This window comes from Paraburkholderia caffeinitolerans, from assembly GCF_902859945.1.
Classification (GTDB): domain Bacteria; phylum Pseudomonadota; class Gammaproteobacteria; order Burkholderiales; family Burkholderiaceae; genus Paraburkholderia; species Paraburkholderia caffeinitolerans.
The window spans coordinates 48,895-71,808 of record NZ_CADIKL010000035.1 but is presented as its reverse complement, the minus strand read 5'-3'; the positions used below and the strand labels follow the sequence as shown (position 1 = coordinate 71,808).

At 65.1% G+C, this 22,914-nt stretch carries 18 protein-coding genes; 11 read left to right on the top strand and 7 right to left on the bottom strand.

Features of this window, described 5'->3' with window-relative positions; translation table 11 throughout:
* Positions 1–78 precede the first annotated feature (78 nt).
* Genes HV773_RS27210 through HV773_RS27200 form a run of 3 tightly spaced genes read left to right on the top strand, consistent with a single transcriptional unit; the run spans position 79 to position 3,613 of the window.
* Positions 79–1,236 carry a DUF2827 domain-containing protein gene (locus tag HV773_RS27210; RefSeq protein ID WP_175197325.1) on the top strand — a complete coding sequence of 386 codons (1,158 nt, stop codon included), beginning with the start codon at positions 79–81 and terminating at the stop codon, positions 1,234–1,236.
* 38 nt (positions 1,237–1,274) lie between these two features.
* On the top strand, positions 1,275–2,447 hold the full coding sequence (locus HV773_RS27205; RefSeq protein ID WP_175197344.1) for a DUF2827 domain-containing protein: 1,173 nt from the start codon (positions 1,275–1,277) through the stop codon (positions 2,445–2,447).
* Positions 2,444–3,613, top strand: coding sequence for a DUF2827 domain-containing protein (locus tag HV773_RS27200; RefSeq protein ID WP_175197324.1), 1,170 nt, complete (start codon positions 2,444–2,446; stop codon positions 3,611–3,613). Before HV773_RS27205 ends, HV773_RS27200 begins: the two co-directional genes overlap by 4 nt.
* Positions 3,614–3,664: 51 nt before the next feature.
* Here HV773_RS27200 and ydiK read toward each other — a convergent pair whose 3' ends face one another.
* Positions 3,665–4,729: an AI-2E family transporter YdiK gene (gene ydiK / locus HV773_RS27195; protein ID WP_175197323.1), complete on the bottom strand. Its 1,065-nt coding sequence runs from the start codon at positions 4,727–4,729 to the stop codon at positions 3,665–3,667.
* A gap of 156 nt (positions 4,730–4,885) precedes the next feature.
* Between ydiK and surE the strand changes: the two genes are divergently transcribed.
* A complete protein-coding gene (gene surE, locus HV773_RS27190; RefSeq protein WP_175197322.1) occupies positions 4,886–5,674 on the top strand; it encodes a 5'/3'-nucleotidase SurE in 789 nt (262 codons plus the stop codon).
* Positions 5,675–5,724: 50 nt separating this feature from the next.
* On the opposite strand, the gene HV773_RS27185 is transcribed toward surE, so the two are convergent.
* Positions 5,725–6,504: a cyclase family protein gene (locus tag HV773_RS27185; protein ID WP_175197321.1), complete on the bottom strand. Its 780-nt coding sequence runs from the start codon at positions 6,502–6,504 to the stop codon at positions 5,725–5,727.
* 200 nt (positions 6,505–6,704) lie between these two features.
* Between HV773_RS27185 and HV773_RS27180 the strand changes: the two genes are divergently transcribed.
* Positions 6,705–7,154: a MarR family winged helix-turn-helix transcriptional regulator gene (locus HV773_RS27180; protein ID WP_246282415.1), complete on the top strand. Its 450-nt coding sequence runs from the start codon at positions 6,705–6,707 to the stop codon at positions 7,152–7,154.
* Positions 7,155–7,173: 19 nt separating this feature from the next.
* Here the strand turns inward: HV773_RS27180 and HV773_RS27175 are convergent, their stop codons facing one another.
* The 4 genes from HV773_RS27175 to HV773_RS27160 form a co-directional block, all read right to left on the bottom strand.
* Positions 7,174–7,626 carry an acyl-CoA thioesterase gene (locus HV773_RS27175; RefSeq protein ID WP_175197319.1) on the bottom strand — a complete coding sequence of 151 codons (453 nt, stop codon included), beginning with the start codon at positions 7,624–7,626 and terminating at the stop codon, positions 7,174–7,176.
* Positions 7,627–7,654: 28 nt separating this feature from the next.
* On the bottom strand, positions 7,655–9,163 hold the full coding sequence (locus HV773_RS27170) for an indolepyruvate oxidoreductase subunit beta family protein (RefSeq protein ID WP_175197318.1): 1,509 nt from the start codon (positions 9,161–9,163) through the stop codon (positions 7,655–7,657).
* A 15-nt stretch (positions 9,164–9,178) separates the two neighbouring features.
* Positions 9,179–11,335, bottom strand: a complete 2,157-nt coding sequence (locus tag HV773_RS27165; RefSeq protein WP_175197317.1) for a thiamine pyrophosphate-dependent enzyme — start codon at positions 11,333–11,335, stop codon at positions 9,179–9,181.
* 237 nt (positions 11,336–11,572) lie between these two features.
* Entirely contained in the window at positions 11,573–12,163 is a 591-nt protein-coding gene (locus HV773_RS27160) for a BPSL1445 family SYLF domain-containing lipoprotein (protein ID WP_175197316.1), read from the bottom strand.
* Positions 12,164–12,530: 367 nt separating this feature from the next.
* Here HV773_RS27160 and HV773_RS27155 point away from each other — a divergent pair, with 367 nt between their 5' ends.
* The 3 genes from HV773_RS27155 (at position 12,531) to HV773_RS27145 (ending at position 17,300) form a co-directional block, all read left to right on the top strand.
* Positions 12,531–13,007, top strand: a complete 477-nt coding sequence (locus HV773_RS27155; RefSeq protein ID WP_175197315.1) for a hypothetical protein — start codon at positions 12,531–12,533, stop codon at positions 13,005–13,007.
* A gap of 208 nt (positions 13,008–13,215) precedes the next feature.
* A complete protein-coding gene (locus tag HV773_RS27150; RefSeq protein WP_175197314.1) occupies positions 13,216–13,878 on the top strand; it encodes a response regulator in 663 nt (220 codons plus the stop codon).
* Positions 13,878–17,300, top strand: coding sequence for an ATP-binding protein (locus tag HV773_RS27145; RefSeq protein WP_175197313.1), 3,423 nt, complete (start codon positions 13,878–13,880; stop codon positions 17,298–17,300). The genes HV773_RS27150 and HV773_RS27145 overlap by 1 nt, the downstream gene beginning before the upstream one ends.
* A gap of 58 nt (positions 17,301–17,358) precedes the next feature.
* Here the strand turns inward: HV773_RS27145 and HV773_RS27140 are convergent, their stop codons facing one another.
* Positions 17,359–17,655 (bottom strand): hypothetical protein, encoded by a 297-nt coding sequence (locus HV773_RS27140; protein ID WP_217481946.1) that lies wholly within the window; start codon positions 17,653–17,655, stop codon positions 17,359–17,361.
* Between the two features lie 336 nt (positions 17,656–17,991).
* Here HV773_RS27140 and HV773_RS27135 point away from each other — a divergent pair, with 336 nt between their 5' ends.
* The 3 genes from HV773_RS27135 (at position 17,992) to HV773_RS27125 (ending at position 22,762) form a co-directional block, all read left to right on the top strand.
* Positions 17,992–18,357, top strand: a complete 366-nt coding sequence (locus tag HV773_RS27135) for a DUF2946 domain-containing protein (RefSeq protein WP_175197343.1) — start codon at positions 17,992–17,994, stop codon at positions 18,355–18,357.
* Positions 18,358–18,597: 240 nt separating this feature from the next.
* A complete protein-coding gene (locus HV773_RS27130; protein ID WP_246282414.1) occupies positions 18,598–21,015 on the top strand; it encodes a TonB-dependent receptor in 2,418 nt (805 codons plus the stop codon).
* A 127-nt stretch (positions 21,016–21,142) separates the two neighbouring features.
* Positions 21,143–22,762, top strand: a complete 1,620-nt coding sequence (locus HV773_RS27125; protein WP_175197311.1) for a PepSY-associated TM helix domain-containing protein — start codon at positions 21,143–21,145, stop codon at positions 22,760–22,762.
* Positions 22,763–22,914: the final 152 nt, after the last annotated feature.

Below are 22,914 nucleotides of genomic sequence, written 5' to 3'. Positions count from 1 at the left end.
TCCAGCGCCGGCGCAAACTGCCTCTCATAGCGCGTCACTGCAAACCCATTCCCCGCGCCAATCCACGGAAAACACATCATGAGAATCGGCATTTCGGTGCTCAGTCACGAGGGCCAGAGCATCTGGCAGAACGGGCTCGGCCAAAACGTCATCTTCATTGCACAAGCTTTCCAGCGGCTCCCGTTCGTGGAGTCGGTCGTTCTCATCGACGTCGGCAGCGAACAGCGCCTGCCGCAACCGGTCGACGCCATCGCGCCGGGCCTGACCCTCCTCACCCAGCAAGAAGCCACCGACGCCGTCGACGTGGTCATCGAGATGGCCGGCGCGCTCGACAACGCCTGGCTCGATCTGATGCGTGCGCGTGGCCGCAAGGTGGTCTATTACTGCTGCGGGCAACCGTATGTGGGGCTTGTGGAGCCGGTCGTGTTCAACAAGCCCGTGCACACCTCGCGCCCCGACCGCTGCGACGAAATCTGGGTGGTCTCCAAGGACCGCCTGCACGTGCCGATGATGCGCACCCTGCACCGCTGCCCCGTGCACGTGGTGCCCTACGTCTGGCATTCGGGCTTCCTGCAGGCGCGCATCGCCGAGCTGGCCCAGCACGGTCTGGAGTACGGCTACGACACGGAGCGTAGCCGCGGCGCTCGCGAAGCTGCCGGCGGCGCGCTGCGCGTGGCGATCTTCGAGCCGAATATCTCGGTAGTGAAATGCTCGAGCATTCCGATGCTCGCCTGCGACGAGGCGTACCGCGCCGACCGCGCGAGCGTCGCCGCGCTGCACGCGCTCAACACGCTGCACATGAAGGATCACCTGACGATGCTGCATCTGGCCAACTCGCTCGATCTCGTGCGCGAGCATCGCGCCACTTTTCATGGCCGCCACGATATCGCGGGCTTCATGAGCCAGCACACCGACGCCGTGGTCGCGCATCAATGGGACAACGACCAGAACTACAGCTATCTCGACGTGCTGCACGGCGACTACCCGCTGATTCACAACTCGCCGTGGCTCGCCAGCTTCGGCGCGGGCTATTACTACCCGGGCTTCGACGCTCACGAAGGCGGCCAGCAATTGATTGCCGCCGCGCGCACGCACGACGCCGGGCTTGCCGCGTACCGCGCTCGCACACGCGCCGTGTTCGACGCAGTTGATCCGTATAACGAAGAAAATCTGCATGGCTATGCGCAGCGCCTGCAAGCGCTCGTCGAGCACGCACCGACCCGGAGGTCCGTATGAACACGCCCGAAACCGCTCAGCCGCTTGAACAGCAAAAAATGCAACCGGCATCCGCGCCGCGCGGCCGGGCCGCATCGGCGCCGCACGGCCTCAAGGTCGGCGTATCGCTCTTCGTGCGCAAGGGCGAGCAGTCGCTGTGGGAAAACGGCATTTTCCAGAACTGCCTGTTTCTCGTGATGCTGCTGCGCAAGATCGAGTCGGTGGCCGAGGTCTATCTCGTGATCGGCGGCGGCGACGGCGACCTCGACGACGCGCGCCGCTTCGTCAAGGACGCGCCCGCGCCGCTCATCGACATGACCGACGCAGCCACGCGGCTCGACCTGATGATCGAAATGAGCGCGCAGCTCGACCGCGCGTGGATTGCCAACTTCCGCGACCGCGGCGGCAAGGTCGTCTCGATGCGCGTGGGCAACGACTATGTGATCGACATCGAGCGCATGATCTTCAACCTGCCGCACGCGCTGCTCATCAGCGGTGCGCCTTACGACGAAATCTGGACGCTGGCCGAGTACGAAACCACCTGCATGCCGTACTACCGCAGCGCCATGCGCGCGCCGGTGCGCATCATGCCTCACCTGTGGACCCCGCTCGTGCTCGAGAAGGCCGCCGCCGCGCTGCCCGAAGGCCAGCATTTCGGCTACGAGCCGGGCCGCCGCCGCTGGCGCGCGGGCATCTTCGAGCCGAACATCTGCATGGTCAAGACCAGCCAGATTCCGATGCTGTGCTGCGAGAGCGCGCACCGCGCGAATCCCGATGCGCTCGAACACGTGTGGGCCTACAACACCTTCAAGTCCAAGGAACACGCTGGATTTCGCGGGTTCGCCAATAGTCTCGACATCGTGCGCCACGGGCTGGCGTCGTTCGAAGGGCGCTATCCGTTCTATCAGGTCATGGCGCGCGACGTGGATGTGGTCGTCACGCATCAATGGGAGAACCCGCAGAATTACCTGTACTACGAAGCATTGCACGGAGGCTATCCGCTCGTGCACAACTCGCACCTGATCGGCAACTGCGGTTATCGCTATCACGATTTCGACTGCGAGGAAGGCGGGCAAGCCTTGTTGCACGCACTCGCCACGCACGACAACAACCTGGATTCGTACCGGCGCGATGCGCAAGCGTTCCTCGCAACGCTGCACCCCGAGTACGCCGCCAACGTCCACGCCTATGGCGCCGCGATTGCCGCGCTGTTCGAAAAGGAAGCAGCATGAGCACCGCCACGCAAAACGGCAAGAACCAGGCCAAAGACCTCAGAATCGGCATCACGATCGGGCTGCATCAGCCCAACGAAACGCTCTGGAACAACGGCATCAAGCAGAACGCGGTGTTTCTCGCCGACACGCTGCGGCATTGCCCCGGCGTCGCGAGCGTCACGCTGGTGAACACGACCGCCGTGCCGGTAACGCGCGAACTGCCGTGGAGTCTCGAACGCTGGCCCACGCGCGCATTCGACGAGGCGAAGGACGAACTGGACCTCGTGATCGAACTGGGTGGCCAGCTGGACGGCGTGCGCACCGCGTGGCTGAAGGCGCGCGGCGTGCGACTGGTCTCTTATTGCTGCGGCTTCGAGTACATCCACGCCACCGAGGGAATACTCTTCAACAAGCCCATGTGGAACGGCAATCTGTTCGTCAACCAGCGCTACGACGACATCTGGATCATTCCGCAAGTGGCCGGCAACAGCCAGTCGTATCTGGAAGTCTTGCGCCGCACGACGGGGCGCGTCGTGCCGTTCGTCTGGAGTCCGGTGTTTCTCGAGGAGCGCACCCGCGCGTTGCCGGAAGGCGGCGTGTACGCGCCGCGCGACGAAGGCCGTGCGCCGGCACGGCTCACGGTGATGGAGCCCAACATCAACGTCGTGAAATTCTGCCTTTACCCCGCGCTGATCGCGGAACTGGCCTACCGCAAGCGCCCCGACGCCATCGAATTGCTGCAGGTAACCAATGCGCTGAAGCTCGCTCAGGAGAACCGCGATTTCATTGCGTTAATGAACCAGCTCGATATCGTGCGCGAGCACAAGGCGCTGTTTCTCGGCCGCCACGACACGCCGACCTTCCTCGCGCAGAACACCGACGTAGTGGTCTCGCACCAGCTGGAAAACCCGCTGAACTACTTCTATCTGGAGGTGTGCTGGCAGGGCTACCCGCTCGTGCACAACGCCACGCTGTGCCGCGAGCTCGGCTACTACTACGAGGCCAACGATGCGCATCATGGCGCACGGCAACTCATCAGGGCCATCGACGCACGCGGGCACGACACCACTGGCTGGCGCATGAAGCAGCGCCGGGAGATCGCACGTTTCCTGCCGTTCAACGAGCGGGTCGTGAAAACGTATCAGGCATTGCTCGATGAGTTGATGGCGCGGCCGCTGCGCTAAAGCCTGGCAGGCGGCCGCGATTGAGAGGAATGAACGACGTTGAGGCGGGATTCAGGCGGACGTGGACGGCATCTTGCTCATCCAGGCAGTCAGCAGCGCCGACGACACCGCAAGAATCACCGGTCCGATAAACAGGCCAACGATGCCGAACGCGAACATCCCGCCCAGCACGCCGGAGAGAATCAGCAGCATCGAAAGATTCACGCCGCGCCGAATCAGTGCCGGGCGCACCACGTTGTCGAGCATGGCGACCAACACCGCCCAGACCGTGAACAGGATGGCCACGAGGTGCGAGTCGTTCATGAACAGCCAGACAATGCCGCCGATCAGCGGCAGGCTCGGGCCGATTTGCGCGAGGCACAGCAGCAGCATCAAGGCGGTGAGCACGCCCGCGCCGGGCACGCCGGCGACCGCGAGGCCAATGCCGCCCAGCGCGGACTGCAGCACCGCCGTGACGACGATGCCGAGCGCGACCGCGCGAATCGAAGCGCCCGCGAGCCGCACGGCCTCGGGGCCGCGTTCCGGGGCGATGCGCGCCGCGAAGCGCGTGACGAAGGCCGCAGCCTGCTCGCCCTGCGTGTACAGGATGCCCGTGATGACCACCGTGACGAGCATGTGCATCACGAACACGCCCACCGATGCTGCATGAGTGATGAGCCAGTGCGCCGCAATCGACACATAGGGCTGGAGCTGCGCGAGCAAGCCTCCGGGGCCTGCGTCGGAAAGCGTCTGCCATTCTTTGGCCGCGCGCGCGCCCAGCACGGGCACCTCGTGAATCCAGCCCGGCGGCGGCGGCAAGGCGTACTCGGGCAGCTTGCGGATCAGATCCATGATCTCGCTGGCGTGCACCGCGAGCGTCGAGATCGCTTCATAGAGCGGCAGGACGATCACGAACAGCAGGATCAGCAGCATGATGAGCGTCGCGAGCCAGCGCCGCTTGCCCACGCGCCGCTCGACGGCGAGCATCGCGGGCCATGTCGCGACCACGATGGTGGTCGCCCAGATCAGCCCCGGAATGAACGGGCGCATGACGTACAGGGAGCCGACCGTCAACGCGCAGAGAATCGCGACGACAAACAGTACGCGAGCAATATCTGGCAGGTCTTGCGACTTCACGGGGTCTCCTCGCGGCAGGCAGGCCGCATTTACCACATTAAACGAGCCGCTAGTCTATCCCGGATGGGCCATGATCCGGCGCGAAATAGCGCGGAATCCGCCTCTTGCCTCCCTGAATCGATCGATAATAGCCGCCCATCCCCAACGAGACCCGACATGTCCTCATCCCACTCGAAACTGCCCTGCGTGCTCCTCACCAACGATGACGGCATCGACGCGCCTGGCCTCGCCGTGCTCGAAGCCGTCGCCGCCGAACTCGCGCATGAAGTGTGGGTGGTCGCGCCCGAACACGACCAAAGCGGCACGTCCCATTCGGTCAGCCTGCACTCGCCGCTGCGGGTGACCCGGCGCGGCGAGCGCCGCTTCGGTGTGCTCGGCACGCCCGGCGACTGCGTGGTGATGGCGGTGCGCCACCTGATGGGCGACGTGAGGCCCACGCTTGTGCTCTCGGGCATTAACCGGGGCTCGAATCTCGGCGTGGAAACGATATTTTCCGGCACCGTGGGCGCGGCCATGACGGGCTTGCTGCTCGGCTTGCCGTCGATCGCGTTGAGCCAGATCTACCGCGACCGCGACCATGTGCGCTGGGACACGGCCCGCGCGCTCGCGCCGGACGTGATCCGGCGCCTCGCGGCGATTGCGCACGAAGCGCCCGTATGCCTGAACGTGAATTTCCCCGATGTGGATCCGGGCGCGGCCGGACCGCTCACCGTCACGCGCCAGGGCGTGGGGCTCGTGCAGGGCATCGACGTGGTCCCGCAAATCGATCCGCGCGGCATCGAATATCACTGGCTGCGCTTCACGCGCGGCCCGCGCGAGAACGGGCCGGATTCGGAAACGGCCGTGGTCTACTCGGGAGGCATTTCGGTCACGCCGCTCCATTTCGACCGCACCGACGAGCGCACTTTCGCGGTGCTCGCGCAGGCACTGGGCGCGGGCCAATGAACGACTAAGCAAGTAGCCGCCGGCCGTTGCTACGGCGGCGGCAATTCAGCTCAGTCCTGCACCAGCGCGAGCACGCGCAAGGGGCTGCCCGAGCCAGCCTGGATCTTCAGCGGCGCCGAGACGATCACCGCGCCCGTGGGCGGCAACTGGTCGAGATTGCGCAGGCACTGCAGGCCATAGCGGTTCGACCCATGCATGAGCGTGTGGCACGGATACGGCACGGGCCAGGCATAGGCCTGCCCTGCGTCGGTGTTGATGGTCTCGACGCCGAAACCGTGAACCTCGCGCTCGTGAATCAGCCACTCGACCGCTTGCTGGGTCGGCCCCGGCGTGTGCGCGCCATCTTCGCGCAGGTTCAGGAACTCGGCCGGGTCCGTGCGCTTCGACCAGTCCGAGCGCAGCAAGACCCACGCGCCCGCGGGAATGCGGCCGTGCCGCGCTTCCCACGTCTGCAGAAAGTCCACCGTGAGCAGCCAGTCGGGATTCGCGGCGACTTCGGCGCTCGCGTCCAGCACCACAGCCGGCGCGATGAAATTTTTTACGTCGATGGTGTCCACGGCGTTCTGTGCGTGGTCCTTGCCGGAAATCCAGTGCACCGGCGCATCGAAGTGCGTGCCGGTATGCTCGCCGCACGAGAAGTTGTTCCAGTACCAACCGGGCCCGCGCTCGTCGTACTGGCTGATTTTCTCCATCTTGAAGGCCCACACCTGGCCGAACTGCGGCGGCAGTTGCAAGGCCGGAAAATCGGGCGAAAGCGTTTGCGTGAGATCGACCACGCGCACACGGCCACTCGCCAGATCAGTGGTCAGTTGCTCCAGACTGCTCGTCATGTTGCGCTCCTCTGCTCGTTCAACCGTGGACGTGCCCGGCCATCGCCACGCACGCTAAAATTATCTTTAGGTCTAAATAAATTCAAAATCATGGTTAACCCCTTTTTCCCTTTCGGAAACAAGGGGACGCGGGCGAGGGTCGTGGTATGTTTGCGTTCCGGCGGAGGCCGTCCACGCTCCGCAGCCCGTCAATTTCCCGTATGAACCCGTCTTCTCCCAACAGCTTTGCCGACAGTTACACGCCGGCGCTGCTCGCCCAGGTCAGCCAGCTGATCTCCGGCGAATTCCACGTGATCGTGCAGGCGGCCGGCTTCGAGGTCTCGGACTGGCGCGTACTGTCCACGCTTTCCGATGGGAAAGCCATGAGCATCGGCCGCCTCGCGCAGGTTTCCGTTACGAAACAGCCGACCGTGACGCGCCTGCTCGACCGCATGGAGGCGCAAGGCTATGTCAAGCGCATCCCCAGCGAAACAGACCGGCGCGTCACGTTCGTGCGCATCACGCCGCAAGGGCAGAAGCTCGTTTCCGAATTGATCGTGCAGGCCAAGCTGCACGAAGATCAGGTGCTCGCGCCGCTCGGCGCGCAAAAGGCCGAGGAACTCAAGGCCACGCTGCGCCTGCTGATCGATCTGCATCGCCCGGCTGCCTGAAAAGCTGGCCACGCCCGGTTCAGTGTTCGCGCGCTCGCACCTCGGCTGCGGGCGCCGCGCTTTCAATCGCCTGGCGCAAATCGTCGGGAATCGGTATGGCCTTGTGCGTGTCGAGCGAGGTCGTCACGATGGTCTGCCGTGCGCTCATGCGCACAACGCCGTCGGTACCCGTGCACGCCCACGCCAGCGTGAGCGACGCATGGCCGATACGCTCGACATCGAGCGAGAGCCACACCTCTTCGCCCATCTTGCTGACCGCCTTGAAATCGACTTCCAGATGCACCGTGGGCAGGCCCACGCGCCGCGCGCCGATCACGCCGTGATAGCCCTCGGGCAGGAGCGTGTCGATCCACGACTCGATGAGGTCGTTGAACAGCACGAAGTACTGCGGATAGAACACGATGCCGGCCGGATCGCATTCGGAAAAGTGAATCTTGTGCTGCTGGCTGAAGGTGGGCGCACTGGTTTTCATTGCAATATTTTTCCGGATAACCCGGCGATTATGCCAGCGCGTGTCGCGCAAGCGCGGCACGCAGCTTGTGGCCGTGCTCGTCGGCCAGCGCCGCGTCGCGAAGCTCGCGCAAGGTCGCCGGCGCCAGCCGCGCACCCGCGTGTACAACCGCGCCCATCAGCGTCTGATAGTTCGCGAGCCCGCGGGCATGGGTGTCGCTGTAGCCCTTCACGAGACGCTGGCATTGCGCAACCTCGACGGCCAGCGCCGGGTTGTGCTGCGCGGACTGCACGATCTGCTGCAGCCAGGCCTCAATGCGCGCGGTCTCCAGTTCGTAGCGCAGCGTGCGGCGGCGCATGCCGCGCAGGCGCGCGACCGCGTGAAGCACCAGGTAGCCGCGCAGCGAGCTGGTCTTGATCACGCGCCCCGCTTTCGTATGGCGCTCGACGAGCCGATGCACGGCGTGCGGCCTCGCGAGCCAGCGGCCGATTCCGGCGGGCAAGGTCTCGCAGATCTCCTCGATGCGCGGATGCATGAACTCGTTGATCGCGAGAAGCTGGTCCGGTTGCGCGCGCACCTCGCCGCGCACGCGTTCGAAACGCGAGGCGCGCGTCTTGAGGTCGGCCACGCGAATCGTGTCCTCGTACGACATCCATAGCGCAAGATGGCGCGCCGTCTCGCGCAGCAAGATGACCGGCGCATCGGCGAGCTTGCCGCGCAGCTTCGCGAGCCGGTCGAGGTACAGCGCCGCGTAGTCGGGATCCTGATAGTCGATCAGCCGGCGCACGCCCTCGATGGCGAACGACTGGGCCTCGGCGGGCAATTCCGCCCGCACGCGCTCGAGCAAGCGGGCCACTGCCGGGTCGCGCGGCGCGGGCGCAGGTTGCTGCGCTTTGTGCTGAACTTCGTCCTTCGCACCGTCCGCCGCTTCGTCCGCGCCCGCGCGTGCATGGCCCAAATCGAAGGCACGCAAGCTGGGCTTCACACCCACGCCGCCGCGCTCGATGGTTTCCTCGAACTGGCGACGGCTGAACGGCAACACGCCGGTGCCCGCGAGCGCGCCGAACAGCACCGCGCTGATCACGCTGCCGCTCGCTTCGGCGGCCTGCGCCATGTCGAAGCGCACGAAGCGCTTCGACGCTTCGCCCGCGTGGGCAATCAGCGCGCGGTCGTCCACGCGGCCATCGCCCATCGCGGTTTTCTCGGCGATCGAATACACGCGGTGCGTCGAAGCCACGAGCGTTGTGCGCTCCGGCGTCACGAGCCCGCGCTGCACCGCGCGGCCCGCTTCCATCAACTCGGACGCGAGCACGACGTCGACATCGCCGGGCAGCGGCATCAGGGCGAGAATGGGCTCACGCGCTTCAATCTCGTCGCGTGCGAACAGTTCGACGTAATAGATGGTCGCCCCGGTACGCTGCGCGACGCCCGGCACCGAGGTGGTCTGCGCGTAATAGCCGTTGTGCTCGCCCAGGTCGACGATCCAGTCGGCCAGCACGCCGCCGCCCTCGCCGCCCATGGCGAGAATCGCGATCTTGATCGGTTGTGCTTTGGTCATGATCTCTCCCTGCGCTCAGAAGGCATAACGCGCACGGCGGCGCGCTTCGCGGCGCTGCAGCCAGCCGATCACGGCGTTGCGCATGCGCTGGCGCAGCTTGTCCATTTTCGAAGGATTACTGATGATCTGCGCACGATAGAACGACGGGCACAGCACGGCCGCGTGCGAAACCTCGCCGCATAAACCGCACCCCACGCAGCTGTCGAGCACGCTTGCCACCGGATCGGTGCGCAACGGATCGGGGTTGGGCTTGATCGAAAGCGACGGGCATCCCGAGAGCCGAATGCACGAGTGGTCGCCCGTGCAGGTATCCGAATCGACGCCAAAACGCTCGCGCACCACCCGCTCGCCGGCGGCAATCGCCTTGCGCTGCTTCGGCTTCTCGCGGCGCTGCTTGTTCAGCATGCACTCGCTCTGCGCGATCAGCACCTTGGGTCCTTTCTCGCCCGTGGTGAGCGCTTCTTTGAGCGTCGCCATCATCGTCTTGAGGTCGTAGGTTCGGCGCACGGCCTTCACCCACTTCACGCCCACGCCGCGCACCGCCTGCTCGATTTCGTGGCCCGTGCTGCGCGTGGGGTTGAGCGCCGTCGATGAAAGAATGTCCTGGCCGCCGGTGGCCGACGTATAGCTGTTGTCGACGACGATCGTGAGGTTGTCGCTCTTGTTGAAGACCGCGTTGGCAATGCCGCTCGTGAGACCGTTGTGCCAGAAGCCGCCGTCGCCCATCACCGAAATGGCGCGCTTGTCCGCGCTCGCGTTGAGCGCCGATGCACTCGCGCTGCCGAGGCCATAGCCCATGGTGGTCGCGCCCAGGTTGAACGGCGGCAGGATCGAGAACAGGTGACAGCCGATGTCGGCGCTCACGTGGTGCGGGCCCAACTCGCGCTCCACGAGCTTCATCGCCGTGAAGATCGGGCGTTCGGGGCACCCCGTGCAAAAGCCGGGCGGACGCGCGTGCACGCTGTCATCGAGTGCGGGCACGGTTGCAACGGCCGGCACGGCCTTCACCGGAATCACCTTGCGCGGCGTCGCTTGCGGCTCGAGCACGCCATAGTGCTCGAAGAACGCACGCAGTCCCTTCATCACCGTGGCCGTGTTGTATTCGCCCGCGAGCGGCAGCACGTCCTTGCCGTGCAACGCCGCGCTCACGCCGCGTTGGCGCAGGATCGCGCTCGCGTTTTGCTCGACGAAGTTCGGCTGCCCTTCTTCGATCACGAGCACCGCGCGCTTGCCCGCGCAAAATCGTTCCCACTCCGAATCGATGAGCGGGTACGCCACGTTCATCACATAAAGCGGAATTTCCGATTCGCCGTAGACATCGGCGAGACCCAGCCGTTCGAGCGCGCGCAGCACCGTGTTGTAGCTGCCCCCCTGCACCGCGATGCCGATATCGCGCGCGTCGGCCGAGAAAAATTCGTTGAGCTGGCGCGCTTCGATGAATTGCACCGCTGCCGGCCAGCGCTCTTGAATCTTCTCGCGCTCATGCAGAAAGCTCGCGGGCGGCAGCACGATACGCTCGACATCGCGGACCGGATGCTCGAGCGCGTCCTTGATCGTGAAAGCGGAGCGGCGGTTATCGGACGCCACGAACTGGCCGTGCACGTGGCACGCGCGAATGCGCAATTGCAGCATGACAGGCGTGTGGCTCGCCTCGGACAGGTCGAAGCCGTCCTTCACCGCCTGCACGATCGAGGGCAGATTGGGACGCGGATCGAGCAGCCAGATTTGCGACTTCATTGCAAACGCATGGCTGCGCTCCTGCATGATCGAGGAGCCCTCGCCGTAGTCTTCGCCGACGATGATGAGCGCCCCGCCCGTCACGCCGCCCGAGGCGAGATTCGCCAGCGCGTCGGAGGCGACGTTGGTGCCCACCGTGGCCTTGAAGGTCACCGCGCCGCGCAGCGGATAGTTGACGGAGGCAGCCAGCGATGCCGCGGCCGTGGCCTCGCTCGCGCTGTTCTCGAAGCGGATGCCGTGGTCGCCAAGGATGTCCTGTGCGTCCGCGAGCACGTCCATCAGGTGCGAAATCGGCGCGCCCTGGTAGCCGGCCACATAGGCCACGCCTGATTCGAGTAGCGCCTTCGTCACGGCGAGAATGCCTTCGCCGCTAAATACCTCGCCCGCGCCGAGGCGCAGTTTCTTCACTTCCTCGACAAACGACCGCTCCGCCATGACCATCCCCTTCGATGTTTGTCCTCTGCCGCCGAGCGCATCCGCGCCGCGTGTCGGGTCAGTATAATTTAGATATAAATATTTCCAAAATCATGGATAACCCGGCAAAGCGGCGTCTGGCGGGGCCAGAAAGGGCACGACCGCCTGAATGTGCATTTTCATGCAGCCGGCACTATTTTGCCGGCTGCATGAGCCAAGCGGGAATCAAATGGCAATCAGACGGTAATCGAGCGGCGCTCAGATCACCAGCCGCGAAACCTTCACGCCTTCGAGCGAGACGCCGGCCATCAAGCCGGCATTGGTCAGCACGAACGCCTCGACCGGACTAGTCGCCGTCGAGGTGTCGACATTGCCGTTCGCCCCCACGGTGACAAGCGCAACCGTGGCGTCGGCGCCCGCCGACCAGCCCTGGCTGTTGACGAAATCGTTGAGCGCGCCCTGGTTCATGAACGCGAACACGATGGCCTTGGACTGCGCGCCGATCTGCAGGCCAAACGAGCCCCCTAGCGTGCTGTAGTAGCCATCGGTATGCCCGTTCACGCGCAGCGCGCCGGTGCCGTATTGCGCGCCGAACCAGAACCCTGCCGAAATCACACTCGGAAACACGAGCACGCCGCTCGCCTTTGAAAGCAGTTCGCGCGACCCGGTCACGGTGCCGTAGAGGCGCGCGAGCGTGGCGTCCACGCTCGCATCGATGGAGTTGCGACGCGCCGCGTTCTGGCTGGCGCTGTCTCCCGAACCGAGCGGGGTTGTCGTGCAGCCGGCCAGTGCGAGGCCGCTTACCGCGAGCACGGCGCTGGAGCTGAGAAGAAATTGACGTCGGCGCATAGAGGTATTCCTGTCTGTACGGTTCTACGAAAAAACGCGCGCGCAGAGGCTGCGCAAAGCGCCACGAGACGGCGTGCGAGGCCGCCTGCCTCCCTTGGCGGTATAGGACAATTCGCCGCGCATCGAGTTCGCGCCCTCGCCTCGAAAAGATCACGGCGCCGCCACCCGGCGGCCTGTAATGCCGCAACGCAACATCCCTGCGCTCCGTCCATTTGATGTCGTTTGGCGGCCCTCGGCTTCCCTTCGGCGCGATCAGATCACTTCTCGAAATCGTCCGATTTTCTCTGTCAGCCTGAATCGATACATTCAAGACATGACGCGATCAACGCAACATCCGGCTCCCAGCCATCTTGAATCAGATACCGCCATGTCCGTAGCTCCCGACCTTCGTCAGAACCGATCCTCAGCATCATGGATCTCGCGCGCTTGCGAATGGGCGAGCGACATCGGGATCTATCTCCTGCCGTTTTTCTACCTTGCCTTCTTCGCCATGCTGTTTCTGCTCTGGCACGAGCCCGGCTCCACCTTCTGGCTGACGGCGGCGTGCGGCGCACTCAGCTGGGCGATGACAGTAGGAGCCATCGTGTTCTGCCTCGCCAACGCGAAGCCTGGCCGCGCCCTTGTGGCTCGCCATGTAGAATCCGCTCCCCCGGGACAGCCGCGCTTGCGTCCCGTGCCACTGCAGTTCGCGCAAATGCCCACGCGCTCGTGCAGCCAGTCCTGCTCCACGGCGTCGGGCGGCGACGCCCGCTTTTCGGTCGCGTGCTTCCACTCGCGCTGCCAGGTCGCCAACAGCGGCGATGCGCATGGCATCGGCGGCGCGCGCCCGCAAGCCAAGCGCTAATCCAGACACGAGTCGGGCCAGGCAAAATCCTTCAACGCTTAATCACCCGGAGAGGCCATATTCCGACGCAAAACATCGAGACACCCTACAATAATTCGTATAAACCACTGTCATATAATGAGATAGGCATCATGCATCGTTGCGGGGCCATTGCCCTGCTGCAATGCACCTTCTCCACACTGCGAATCCAGGCAATACGCTCACGCTCATGACGAACGCGACACAAGAACTGCGGATCGTGGTGGCCGACGACCATCCTGTCGTGCTCACCGCCGTTACCGACTACCTGGACCAGATACCCGGACACAAGGTCGTGGCGACCGCCGGGTCAGGCGCCGAGCTTCTCGAAAAATTGCGCAGCACCCCTTGCGATCTCATCGTCACGGACTTCTCGATGCAGGGCGAGATCGAGGACGAAGACGGGCTGCGTCTCATCAGCCGCTTGCGCCGGCTCTATCCGGACATCCCCCTCGTGGTGTTCACGATGCTCACCAACGGCGGCATCCTGCACGAACTCGCCGAACTGGGCGTAGCCGGCCTCGTCGGCAAGGACGAACCGATCCCGACGCTCGCGCAAGTCTGCCAGCGCGCGCTCGTCGAGCCGGGCACGACGCTCTCCGCGCGCATTGCCGAGCGGCTCGCCACCGAAGGCTCGACCGCCGATGAATTCCGCCGCACCAACCCGCTCTCGCCGCGCGAGCTCGAAGTCGTGCGTCTGTTCGCGCTCGGCCTGAGCGTGACCGAAATTTCCAAACGCCTGAGCCGCTCGGTCACGACCGTCGCCACCCAGAAGCGCGCAGCCATGCGCAAGCTCCACCTCGATTCAAATGCCGATCTGATCCGCTACGCGAGCGAAAACGGATTCGCATAATGGAACGGCGCATCGGCTCGGTGGCTTCGCCTCTCGACGCGCTCAACGCACTGGAGCGCAATCTGAAGCGCGAGCGGCGGGTCTTCGCCATGCTGATCGCGCTGCTCGCCTTCGCGGGGCTGATAGCGGCCGTCGTGACGGCGTTCAGCATTGGCGCAGCGTCGCTCTCGAATCAGGCCGCAAGATTGCGCACGGTCACTGCGCAAACGAACGAGGTGCTGGGTCGCCACTTTACCTTCCTGGAGAACGTGCGCCTGCTGTTGACGCTGAACCAGGCGGGCACGTTCACGCCGCTGCCCACGCCCACGCAGCACCGTTGTACGCCGGCCTTCCCGGACCTCGCGGATGCGCCCTCGCTGCAATCGTTTTGCGATCACACGGTACAAATGGCTTCGAACGCCGGGTCAGACTGGCCGGTGCTCTTCGTGATGCTCGACGGCAGCGCCGCATGGGGTTACCGGCTCGTTCCCAAGCGCAGTAGCGTGAACGACGAGCCGATGCATTCGGGCGTGGATCGTGCGCGCATCCTCGCGGAAACCGCGCTTCTGCGCATGAATGCGCGCGGCATCGACCCACAGGAGCCGGGCCGCTGGCACGATATCGCGTGGTTTCGCCCGCCTCCCGGGCTGGGCTTTGCTCCGGAGCTCGTGCTGGGTGCGGCAACGGTTATCAAGGATGGCAAGCCTTATGCGCTCGTCATGACGAGCGTCGATCTGACCAAGCTATCGCAGGCCCCCAATACGTCGGGCATCGCGCCAACCCTGTTCGACGGCGACGGTACGATGCTGTCCGGCACGCTGTCCCCGCCCGTCGCGCAGTATGTCGACCGCATTGTCTCGACCTTGTCTGTCGAGCGTTTTCATCTGCTCACGCGCTTCGGCTGGGCGCTGCGAGAGCAGCCGCTCGAATACCAGTTCGGCCATTACACGCTCGCGCTGTCCTGGGGCGACGCGTTCGCGCTGATCCGCACGCCGCTCATCATCATCCTGCTGATGACGGCGGCGCTGGTCGCGCTGCTGGTGGCGCTCTCGCGCTACTGGAACCGGCACGTGCTCGAGCGCACCTATGGCGAGGCCACGCGCGCCCTCGAAGGCGAGCTGCTCAACCACCTGCTCGTGCATGCCACGCCGGTCGGCCTGTGCATCGTGCGGCAGCGCGACTTCGAAATCGTGATCGCGAACCAGATCGTGCGCAACGTGCTCGGTCTCGACGAGCACGCCACCCGGCTGCCCGCCGCGCTGTGCGTCGAGTTCGAGAAGCACATGCCGTATGCGCCATCGACGCCCCGCGACACGCCCATCTACGTCCTGCCGTTCTCGCTCGCGCGCGAAGACGGCGGCAGCGTGCATCTGGAGATCACCTACGCGCCCGCTTCCATGAACCGCGAAGAAGTCATGTTCTGCGCCTTCGCCGACATGTCGGAGCACCACGAGGCCGAGCGCCTGCTGCGCGAAGCCAAGCGCACGAGCGATGACGCTGCGCGCAGCAAGGTGAGCTTCTTCGCGGCGATGAGCCACGAAATCCGCACGCCGCTCGCCTCGCTCGTCGGCAACATCGAACTGGTGGCGCGCGGGCCGCTCGCGCCCGAGCAGGAAGCGCGCGTGCAGGCCATGCAGGTCTCCTCCTCGGAGCTGCTGCAAATCGTGAGCGATGTGCTCGACTTCTCGAAGATCGATGTCGGCGCGATGACGCTTTCTGAGGAACCCGAATCGATTGCCGCGCTGCTCGTGCGCATCGCGCTCACCCATGCGCCGCTCGCCGTGCACTCGCAGCTACCGTTCTACCTCGTGGTGGACCGCGCGATTCCCGCGCGGCTGTATTTCGACTCCGTGCGGCTCGCGCAGATCGTCAATAACCTCTTGAGCAATGCGTTCAAGTTCACGCATTCGGGCAAGATCGTGCTGCGAGCGAACTGGCTCGGCGACGCGCTCGAACTCAGCGTGGCCGACTCGGGCGTGGGCATGCCCGACTCCCTCAAGGCCCGCCTGTTCCAGCCGTTCACGCAAGGCGACGAGCACCGCCTCACCGAGGCGCGCGGCACCGGCCTCGGCCTGTCGATTTGCGGACGCCTCGCGAAGCTCATGCGCGGGCGCTGCGAAGTGGAAAGCACGCTCGGCGTGGGCACGCGCGTCATCGTCACGTTGCCGTTGCGCGTGAGCGGCGAGACTACCGCGGGCGAGGAATGGACCTTGCCTGAAGTGCATCCGGCCATGCTGTGCCGTGCGCCCGAGAACCACGAATGGCTCACGAATCTGTTCGACCCCAAGGTCAGCGCGCCGACCTGGCTGAGCACGAACGAGCCGCCGCCGCGCGAAGGCGCATGGGACTATCTGCTGGTGACGAGCGAGTATTCGGCCGACGATGTGAAACGCCTGTGGGGCAGCATGGCCAACGTCATTTGGCTGAGCCAGGACGGGCCGCTCGTGCCGCTTGCCCGTGAAGACGGCGGGGTGGAAGTGAGCCTGTACAGTCTCGCGGGCATTCGCACCGCCACGCAAATGCTGCGCGTGCGGCCCGAGGCGGCGGCGCATGGAGGGACTCAGGCGGCGCCCGCTGCCGGATCCGCTGGAACTGCCGTGGCACGGGTGCCGCAAGCACCGCAAGCGCCACAAAACAGCGAATTCCGGCGGCTGAACGTGCTGATCGCGGAAGACAACCTGCTCAACCGCAGTCTCCTGCGCGATCAGTTGCGCACGCTGGGGGCGAACGTGACCGAAGCCAAGGACGGCGAAGAAGCACTCGCGCGGCTCGATGACGTGCGCGTCGACGTCATGCTCACCGATCTCAACATGCCGAAGATGAACGGCTATGAACTGCTGCAGGCCGCGCGTGCGAAGCACGCGGCGCTGCCCATCTACGCGGTGAGCGGCAACGCGCTGCCCGAACAGATCGCCCAAGGCCGCTTGTCCGGCTTCAGCGATTACCTGAGCAAGCCGGTGCCGCTCGCGGCGCTCGCGCGCGTGCTCGCCGACGTGGCGGAGCATCGGCCGGACACAGCGCAAGACGCCATCGCTCAGCCGGCACCGGCACAGCCCGAGAACAACAACCCGAACGCCGTAAGCGACATGAGCGACATGAGCCATCTGAGTGACGAGATCGACGATGACGCCGACTTGCCGCGCTTTCCCGCCTTGTCGCCCGCGCTTGCGCCGCTCTTCGTCGAGCAGGCCGACCACGATATTGCCGACTATGCGCGGATTGCGTCCACGCACGATTTCCAGCGTCTGCGCGACTGGGCGCATCGCGTCTCGGGCGGCCTTGCCGTGCTAGGGCCATCGATGCTGAACGAAGCCTGCCTGGAGTTGCGCGCAACGCTGCGCGAAGCCGGCCAGTGGACCGACGAGGTGAGCGCTTTCTCTGAAGAGGTGGTGGCCGAACTGGAGGTGCTGCGCGAGCAGGCCGCGATGCGCGATTCAGCGTGAACCCGCGTGCATCCGCGCAAATTGGCCTGAATTGGGTCAGGCGCGCCGGGCGGCGGACTCAAACATGCTTCTGAAGATACGCGGGGGGCGTGGGCTGCGCCTGCTCGGGGCAATCGCCTTGCAGATTGAGCACGCACCACTGGCGCAGCACGCTTGCCTCCAGCGGGCAGCCGGCGTGGCTGTGCGGCGTCGCATGGGTACGCGCTTCGAGCCGCAGCGCGTAGCCGTCCGGCAAGTCGATGCCGCAACGCGGCGCACGCAAGCCAATCTCGCGTGGGTGCTGTGCGGGGTTCAGCGCCGCGGCGTCCTCGGGGCGCGGGGCGCGCGCACCGCAAGGCTCGGCGGTGCGGGCCATCCATCTCAGACTGGGCGCCTGGCGCATTGAAAAGACGGGCATGATCGTTCGCCGCGCAAAAGGCGGCACCATAAGCGTTGCAGACAGGACCCATGGTCGCTCACCGCACCGATGCGAACCATAGAACGCCTTCGAAAACGTCGCAGCCGCTCTAGTCCCACGCGCTGCTTCGCGTCCCGGTTCGCGTCCCGGTTCGCGTCCCGATTCGCATCCTGCCTCACCCCCTCATTTCGCACTCGATACACCACGGCTTATGACCGTCTTTAGCATGCCGACAGGCTCTCGCAAGACACGCGCATCATGGTAGACTCCGTCGCGCAATTCTTTCACTCCGTTATGAATCCACGCAAGCACAGACTATTGACCACATGGCTTGGCCTCGTCGCCATGTGGCTCGTCGTGCTCGCGCCGCTCGTGAGTCAACTGGTTGCCGCGCACTACGCGCACGTGCCCGACGCCGCGCTCTGCTCGGCGATCCAGCCGGCTTCCAGCGAGCCGCATCTTTCGCATGCCGATGCATTCGGCGCGTGCGGATACTGCGATCTGCTCGAACACCATGTCGCGATGCCGGGCGTTCCCGTGCCCGAACCCTCGCGCGCACTCGTGGCCACGCTCGATCGCGTCGCGCCGCTCTCTACCCGCCACACGCCATTCGGCGCCTTCCCTTCGGGCAGGCCGCGCGATCCTCCGTTCGTTTCCTGAGCCTAGCCGTCACCGGCCACCGGTTCGCGTTTTCCCCGCATTCACGCCCGCGCTTCGCGGCCGCCCGCGTCTATCCATGATCGGGCGCCCGCGCCTGCGTTGCCGCTCGCAACGGCCACGCCTGCCGCCGTGTGTGCGTTGAAACGCGCGCTTTGATACGCGCCGCACGTGCAATCCCGCTAACGAGGATTGCGCAGCGCGCTCGTGGCCGCACGTTCATCGCTTTCGGGAAACTTCGTTATGTTCACGCCCGCTGCGCGCGGCGCGCGCATTCGCACGCACCTGCATGCGTGCCCTGGCACGCCCCTAAAACCCTGCTTCAAGCTTTATTTCAAGCCTTATTTCAAGCCGTATTTCGGCTTCGTGCCGCTCTCCCTGCTCGCGCCGCTTGCATCGATCGCATCGCTCACCCCCGCTGCATCGTTCGCGGCCACGGCCGAAGCCACGCTGCCCACCGTCACCGTGAGCGCCGCGAGCAGCGGCACGAGCGCTGCCGCCACGCCCGCCGTCGATCCGAACCTGCCGGCCACCGTGGAGACCGTCACGCCGCAGCAGTTCGACAACTGGAACGTCGTCAACACCGAGGACGTGCTCAAGTACATGCCGAACCTCGCGGTGCGCAAGCGCTTTATCGGCGACCTCAATTCGATCATCGCCGTGCGCGGCACGAGCAACACGCAAAGCGCGCGCGGCCTCGTCTATGCCGATGGCCTGCTGGTCTCGAACCTGCTCGGCAACAGCTACGCATTTCCGCCGCGCTGGTCGATGGTGTTTCCCGACCAGATCCAGCAGGTGGATGTGATCTACGGGCCGTACTCGGCGCTCTATGCAGGCAATTCGCTCGGCGCCACGGTGCTGATCACGACGCGCATGCCCAAAAAATTCGAAGCCACCGCCGACGTCAAGGCGTTCACGCAGCACTTCAGCCTCTACGGCGTGAACCAGAATTTCAACGGCAGCGAGATGAGCGCCTCGGTGGGCGACTCGATCGGCAAGTTCTCGTACCTGCTCGGCGTCAATCACCTCGAGAACACGAGCCAGCCGCTGCAATTCGCCACGCTCGCGCAGTCGAAAACGCCCGCGAAGCCCGGCGACATTCCCGTGCACGGCGCCTACTTCTACAACAACCAGACCAACGCGCCCACGGCCGTGCTGGGCGTGAACGGAGAAGGCATCGAGCACACGGTGCAGGACCAGTTCAAGCTGCGCATGCAATACGACTTCACGCCCACCGTGCAAGGCGGCGTGACGCTCGGCTACTGGCATCGCACTTACGATAGCCAGACCTCGACCTTCCTCTACGACGCCAACGGCAACCCGGTGTACAGCGGCAAAGTGTCGATTGACGGCTACGAGTACAACATCCCGGCGGCAGCGCTCGCGCCCAGCCGCGGCTCGAGCGAAAACTGGCTCTATGGCGTCTCGCTGCGCACGCATCAGGCGAGCGGCTGGAACGCCGAGGCCATTGCTTCGTACTACGACGTGAGTAACAGCGTGGCGCGCAACGCCAATGCCGGCGGCCCCGGCAACGGCCCCGGCACGATGACGCTCGGCGACGGCACGGGCTGGAAGACCCTGGACCTCAAGGCGACGTGGACACCCGAACGGCCCGATGCGGGGCTCGCCGCGCACTGGCTCAGCTTCGGCTACCACTACGACAACTATTTCACCAACAACCAGACCTGGAACACGCTCGCCTGGCGCGATGGCGGCGCGGACAGCTTCGCCAACGCGTTCGCGGGCAAGACCGAAACGCAGGCGTTCTACGCGCAGGACGCGTGGCGTTTCCTGCCGCGCTGGAAGCTCGTCTACGGCGTGCGCTACGAAGACTGGCGCGCCTACGACGGCTATCAGGCGCTCGGCGCAGCGCGCGTGCCCTATGCGGATGCGGGCGACCATCACTTCTCGCCGAAGGCCTCGCTCTCGTTCGACGTCACCGACGACCTCACGCTGCGCGCCTCGGTCGCGCGCGCGTATCGCTTTCCCACCGTGAGCGAATTGTTCCAGGGGCAGGTGAACGGCTCGTCCATTGTCAATAACAACCCGAACCTGCGCCCCGAAGACGATCTATCGAAGGAACTCAGCGTCGAATGGGCGCACTGGAACGGACTGTGGCGCTTCACGCTGTTTCAGGACGACGTAAAGAACACGATCTTCAGCCAGACCGACACCACGGTGATTCCGAACGTGACGAGCTTCCAGAACATCGGCAAGGTGCGCTCGCGCGGCGTGGAAACGAGCTACCAGGGACAGGACGTGATCTGGCACGGCCTCGATCTCGCGGCGAACGTGGCTTACACGCAGTCGAAGATCCTCGAGAACGCACAGAACCCGGCGAGCGTGGGCAAGTACTTCTACCGGATTCCGCTGTGGCGCGCGAATCTCGTCGCGACTTACCGCTTCGATGCACGCAGCGCGATCACGCTCGCGGCCCGCTATTCGGGGCGCCAGTACAACACGCTCACCAACGTCGACACCAACCCGAATGTGTTCGGCGGCACCAGCACGTACACGGTCGCCGACATCAAATACACGTTCCGGCCCACGAAGACGAGCGAGATCGGCGTGGGCATCGACAACCTGTTCGACACGCGCTACTTCGTCTATCACCCGTATCCGGGCCGCACGTACTACGTCGAAGCGAAGCTCGGCTTGTGAGCGAACGCCTGCCTGTAATCGTCATTAACCGCCTTTAATCGCCGCTGCCGTTATCGCGGCCTCAACCAATATCACTGCTGGTTCGGTGCGCCCCCATAGGGACGCGCCGGGCCACGAGGAGCATCCGATGTCCGCCACGCTGCCCGCCTCCGCCACGCGCGCCGCCCGCGCTGCCGGCGCCGTTCATCCAGGCTATCGCACGCTATGGCGCTGGCACTTCTATGCCGGCCTGTTCGTCATGCCGTTTCTGATCGTGCTCGCGATCACCGGCACGATCTATTGCTTCCAGCCACAGATCGAGCCGCTGCTGTATCCGCACCGACTCGTGGTCGCGCCCGTCGCGATGCCGCGCTTGCCCGCCGACGCCCTGCTCACGCGTGCGCGCGAAGCGCTGCCGCCGGGTGCGCGCCTGTTGCGGGCCCACGTCGAAGCGAATCCCGCGCGCAGCGCGGAGTTTGTTTTCGCACTCGATGGCGGCGCCAAGGAGAGTGTCTATGTGAACCCGTACAGCGGCGAAGTGCTCGGCACGCTCGACGTGGAGAGCCGCTTCATGCAGGTGGACCGCATGCTGCACCGCAAACTGCTGCTCGGCAAAACCGGCGAGTTGCTGATGGAGCTGGCCGCTTGCTGGACGCTCGTGATGATCGTCACCGGCGTTGCATTATGGTGGCCGCGGCAGTCGGGTGCGCGAGGTTCCGCTGGCGGCGCGGCCAAGGGCGCGTCTGGGTTGGCCGCCGGTTTGGCGACAATACGCGCCGCGCTGTGGCCGCGCTTCGGCGCAACCGGCCGACCTTTCTGGAAGAGCCTGCACAGCGCCATCGGCATCTGGCTTGCGGTGGGCGCGCTCTTATTCGTCGTGAGCGGCCTGCCGTGGACGGGTTCGTGGGGCAAACAGTTCAAGGCGCTTGCCACGCGCGTGAGTCTCGGCGCGCCGCGCGGCGCATGGGGCGGCGGCCTGCCGTTGCAATCGACGCTGCCGAGTGGACAAAATGCGGCGCAAAACACGGCGCATGCGGCGCCCGGAAACCATGCCGATCACGCGGAACATACGGAACATACGGAACATACGGAACATGCAGAACACGCGGGCCACGACATGGCGTCGATGCCCGGCATGGTAATGGACGACCTGCCGCTGCCCAACGTGCCCTGGGCCGTGGGCGCGGTGCCGGTCCCGCAATCTCCCGAGGCGCGCACTTCGCCCGGTTCGCGCTGGACGCTCGAGCAGGTGATCGCCCAAATGCGCACGCTCGGCGTGCAAAGCGGCTACGACATTGCGCTGCCCGCCACGGCAACGGGCGTCTACGTCGTTTCGTACTTTCCCGCCGACCCGAAAGAGGAGCGCACCGTCTATATCGACCAGTACAGCGGCAAGGTGCTCAAAGACATTCGCTATGGCGATTACGGCGCGGTCTCGCAGGCTATTGCGTATGGCACGTCGCTGCATATGGGCCGCTACTTCGGCCTCGCGAACCAGTTGATATGCGCGGCGATCTCGCTCGGGCTCGCGGCGCTTGCTGTCACCGGCTTCGTCATGTGGTGGCTGCGCCGCCCCGCCCGCTCGTCACGCACTACAGGCGGACTCGGCGCGCCCTCGCGCGAGCGTGCCGCGCCGCCCATGCGTGCCTGGAAGGCGGGGCTCGCCGTGCTCGGCGTGATCTTCCCGCTGATGGGCGCGACCATCGTGGCCGTGTGGCTGCTCGACCGGCTCGCATTCGGCCGCACGAACAATCTTTCGTCTTCCTGACGATATGACGATATGACGATAGGGTGACCACGCCATCGACTGGCGGTCAAAATCCCGCTTGAGCGGTCTCAAGCGCGCTGCGGTAATCTGAAGACACAATTGCTTTTGATCCCCACCCGCAATCCGGTGTCAAAGCAATATCGAGGCCTTAA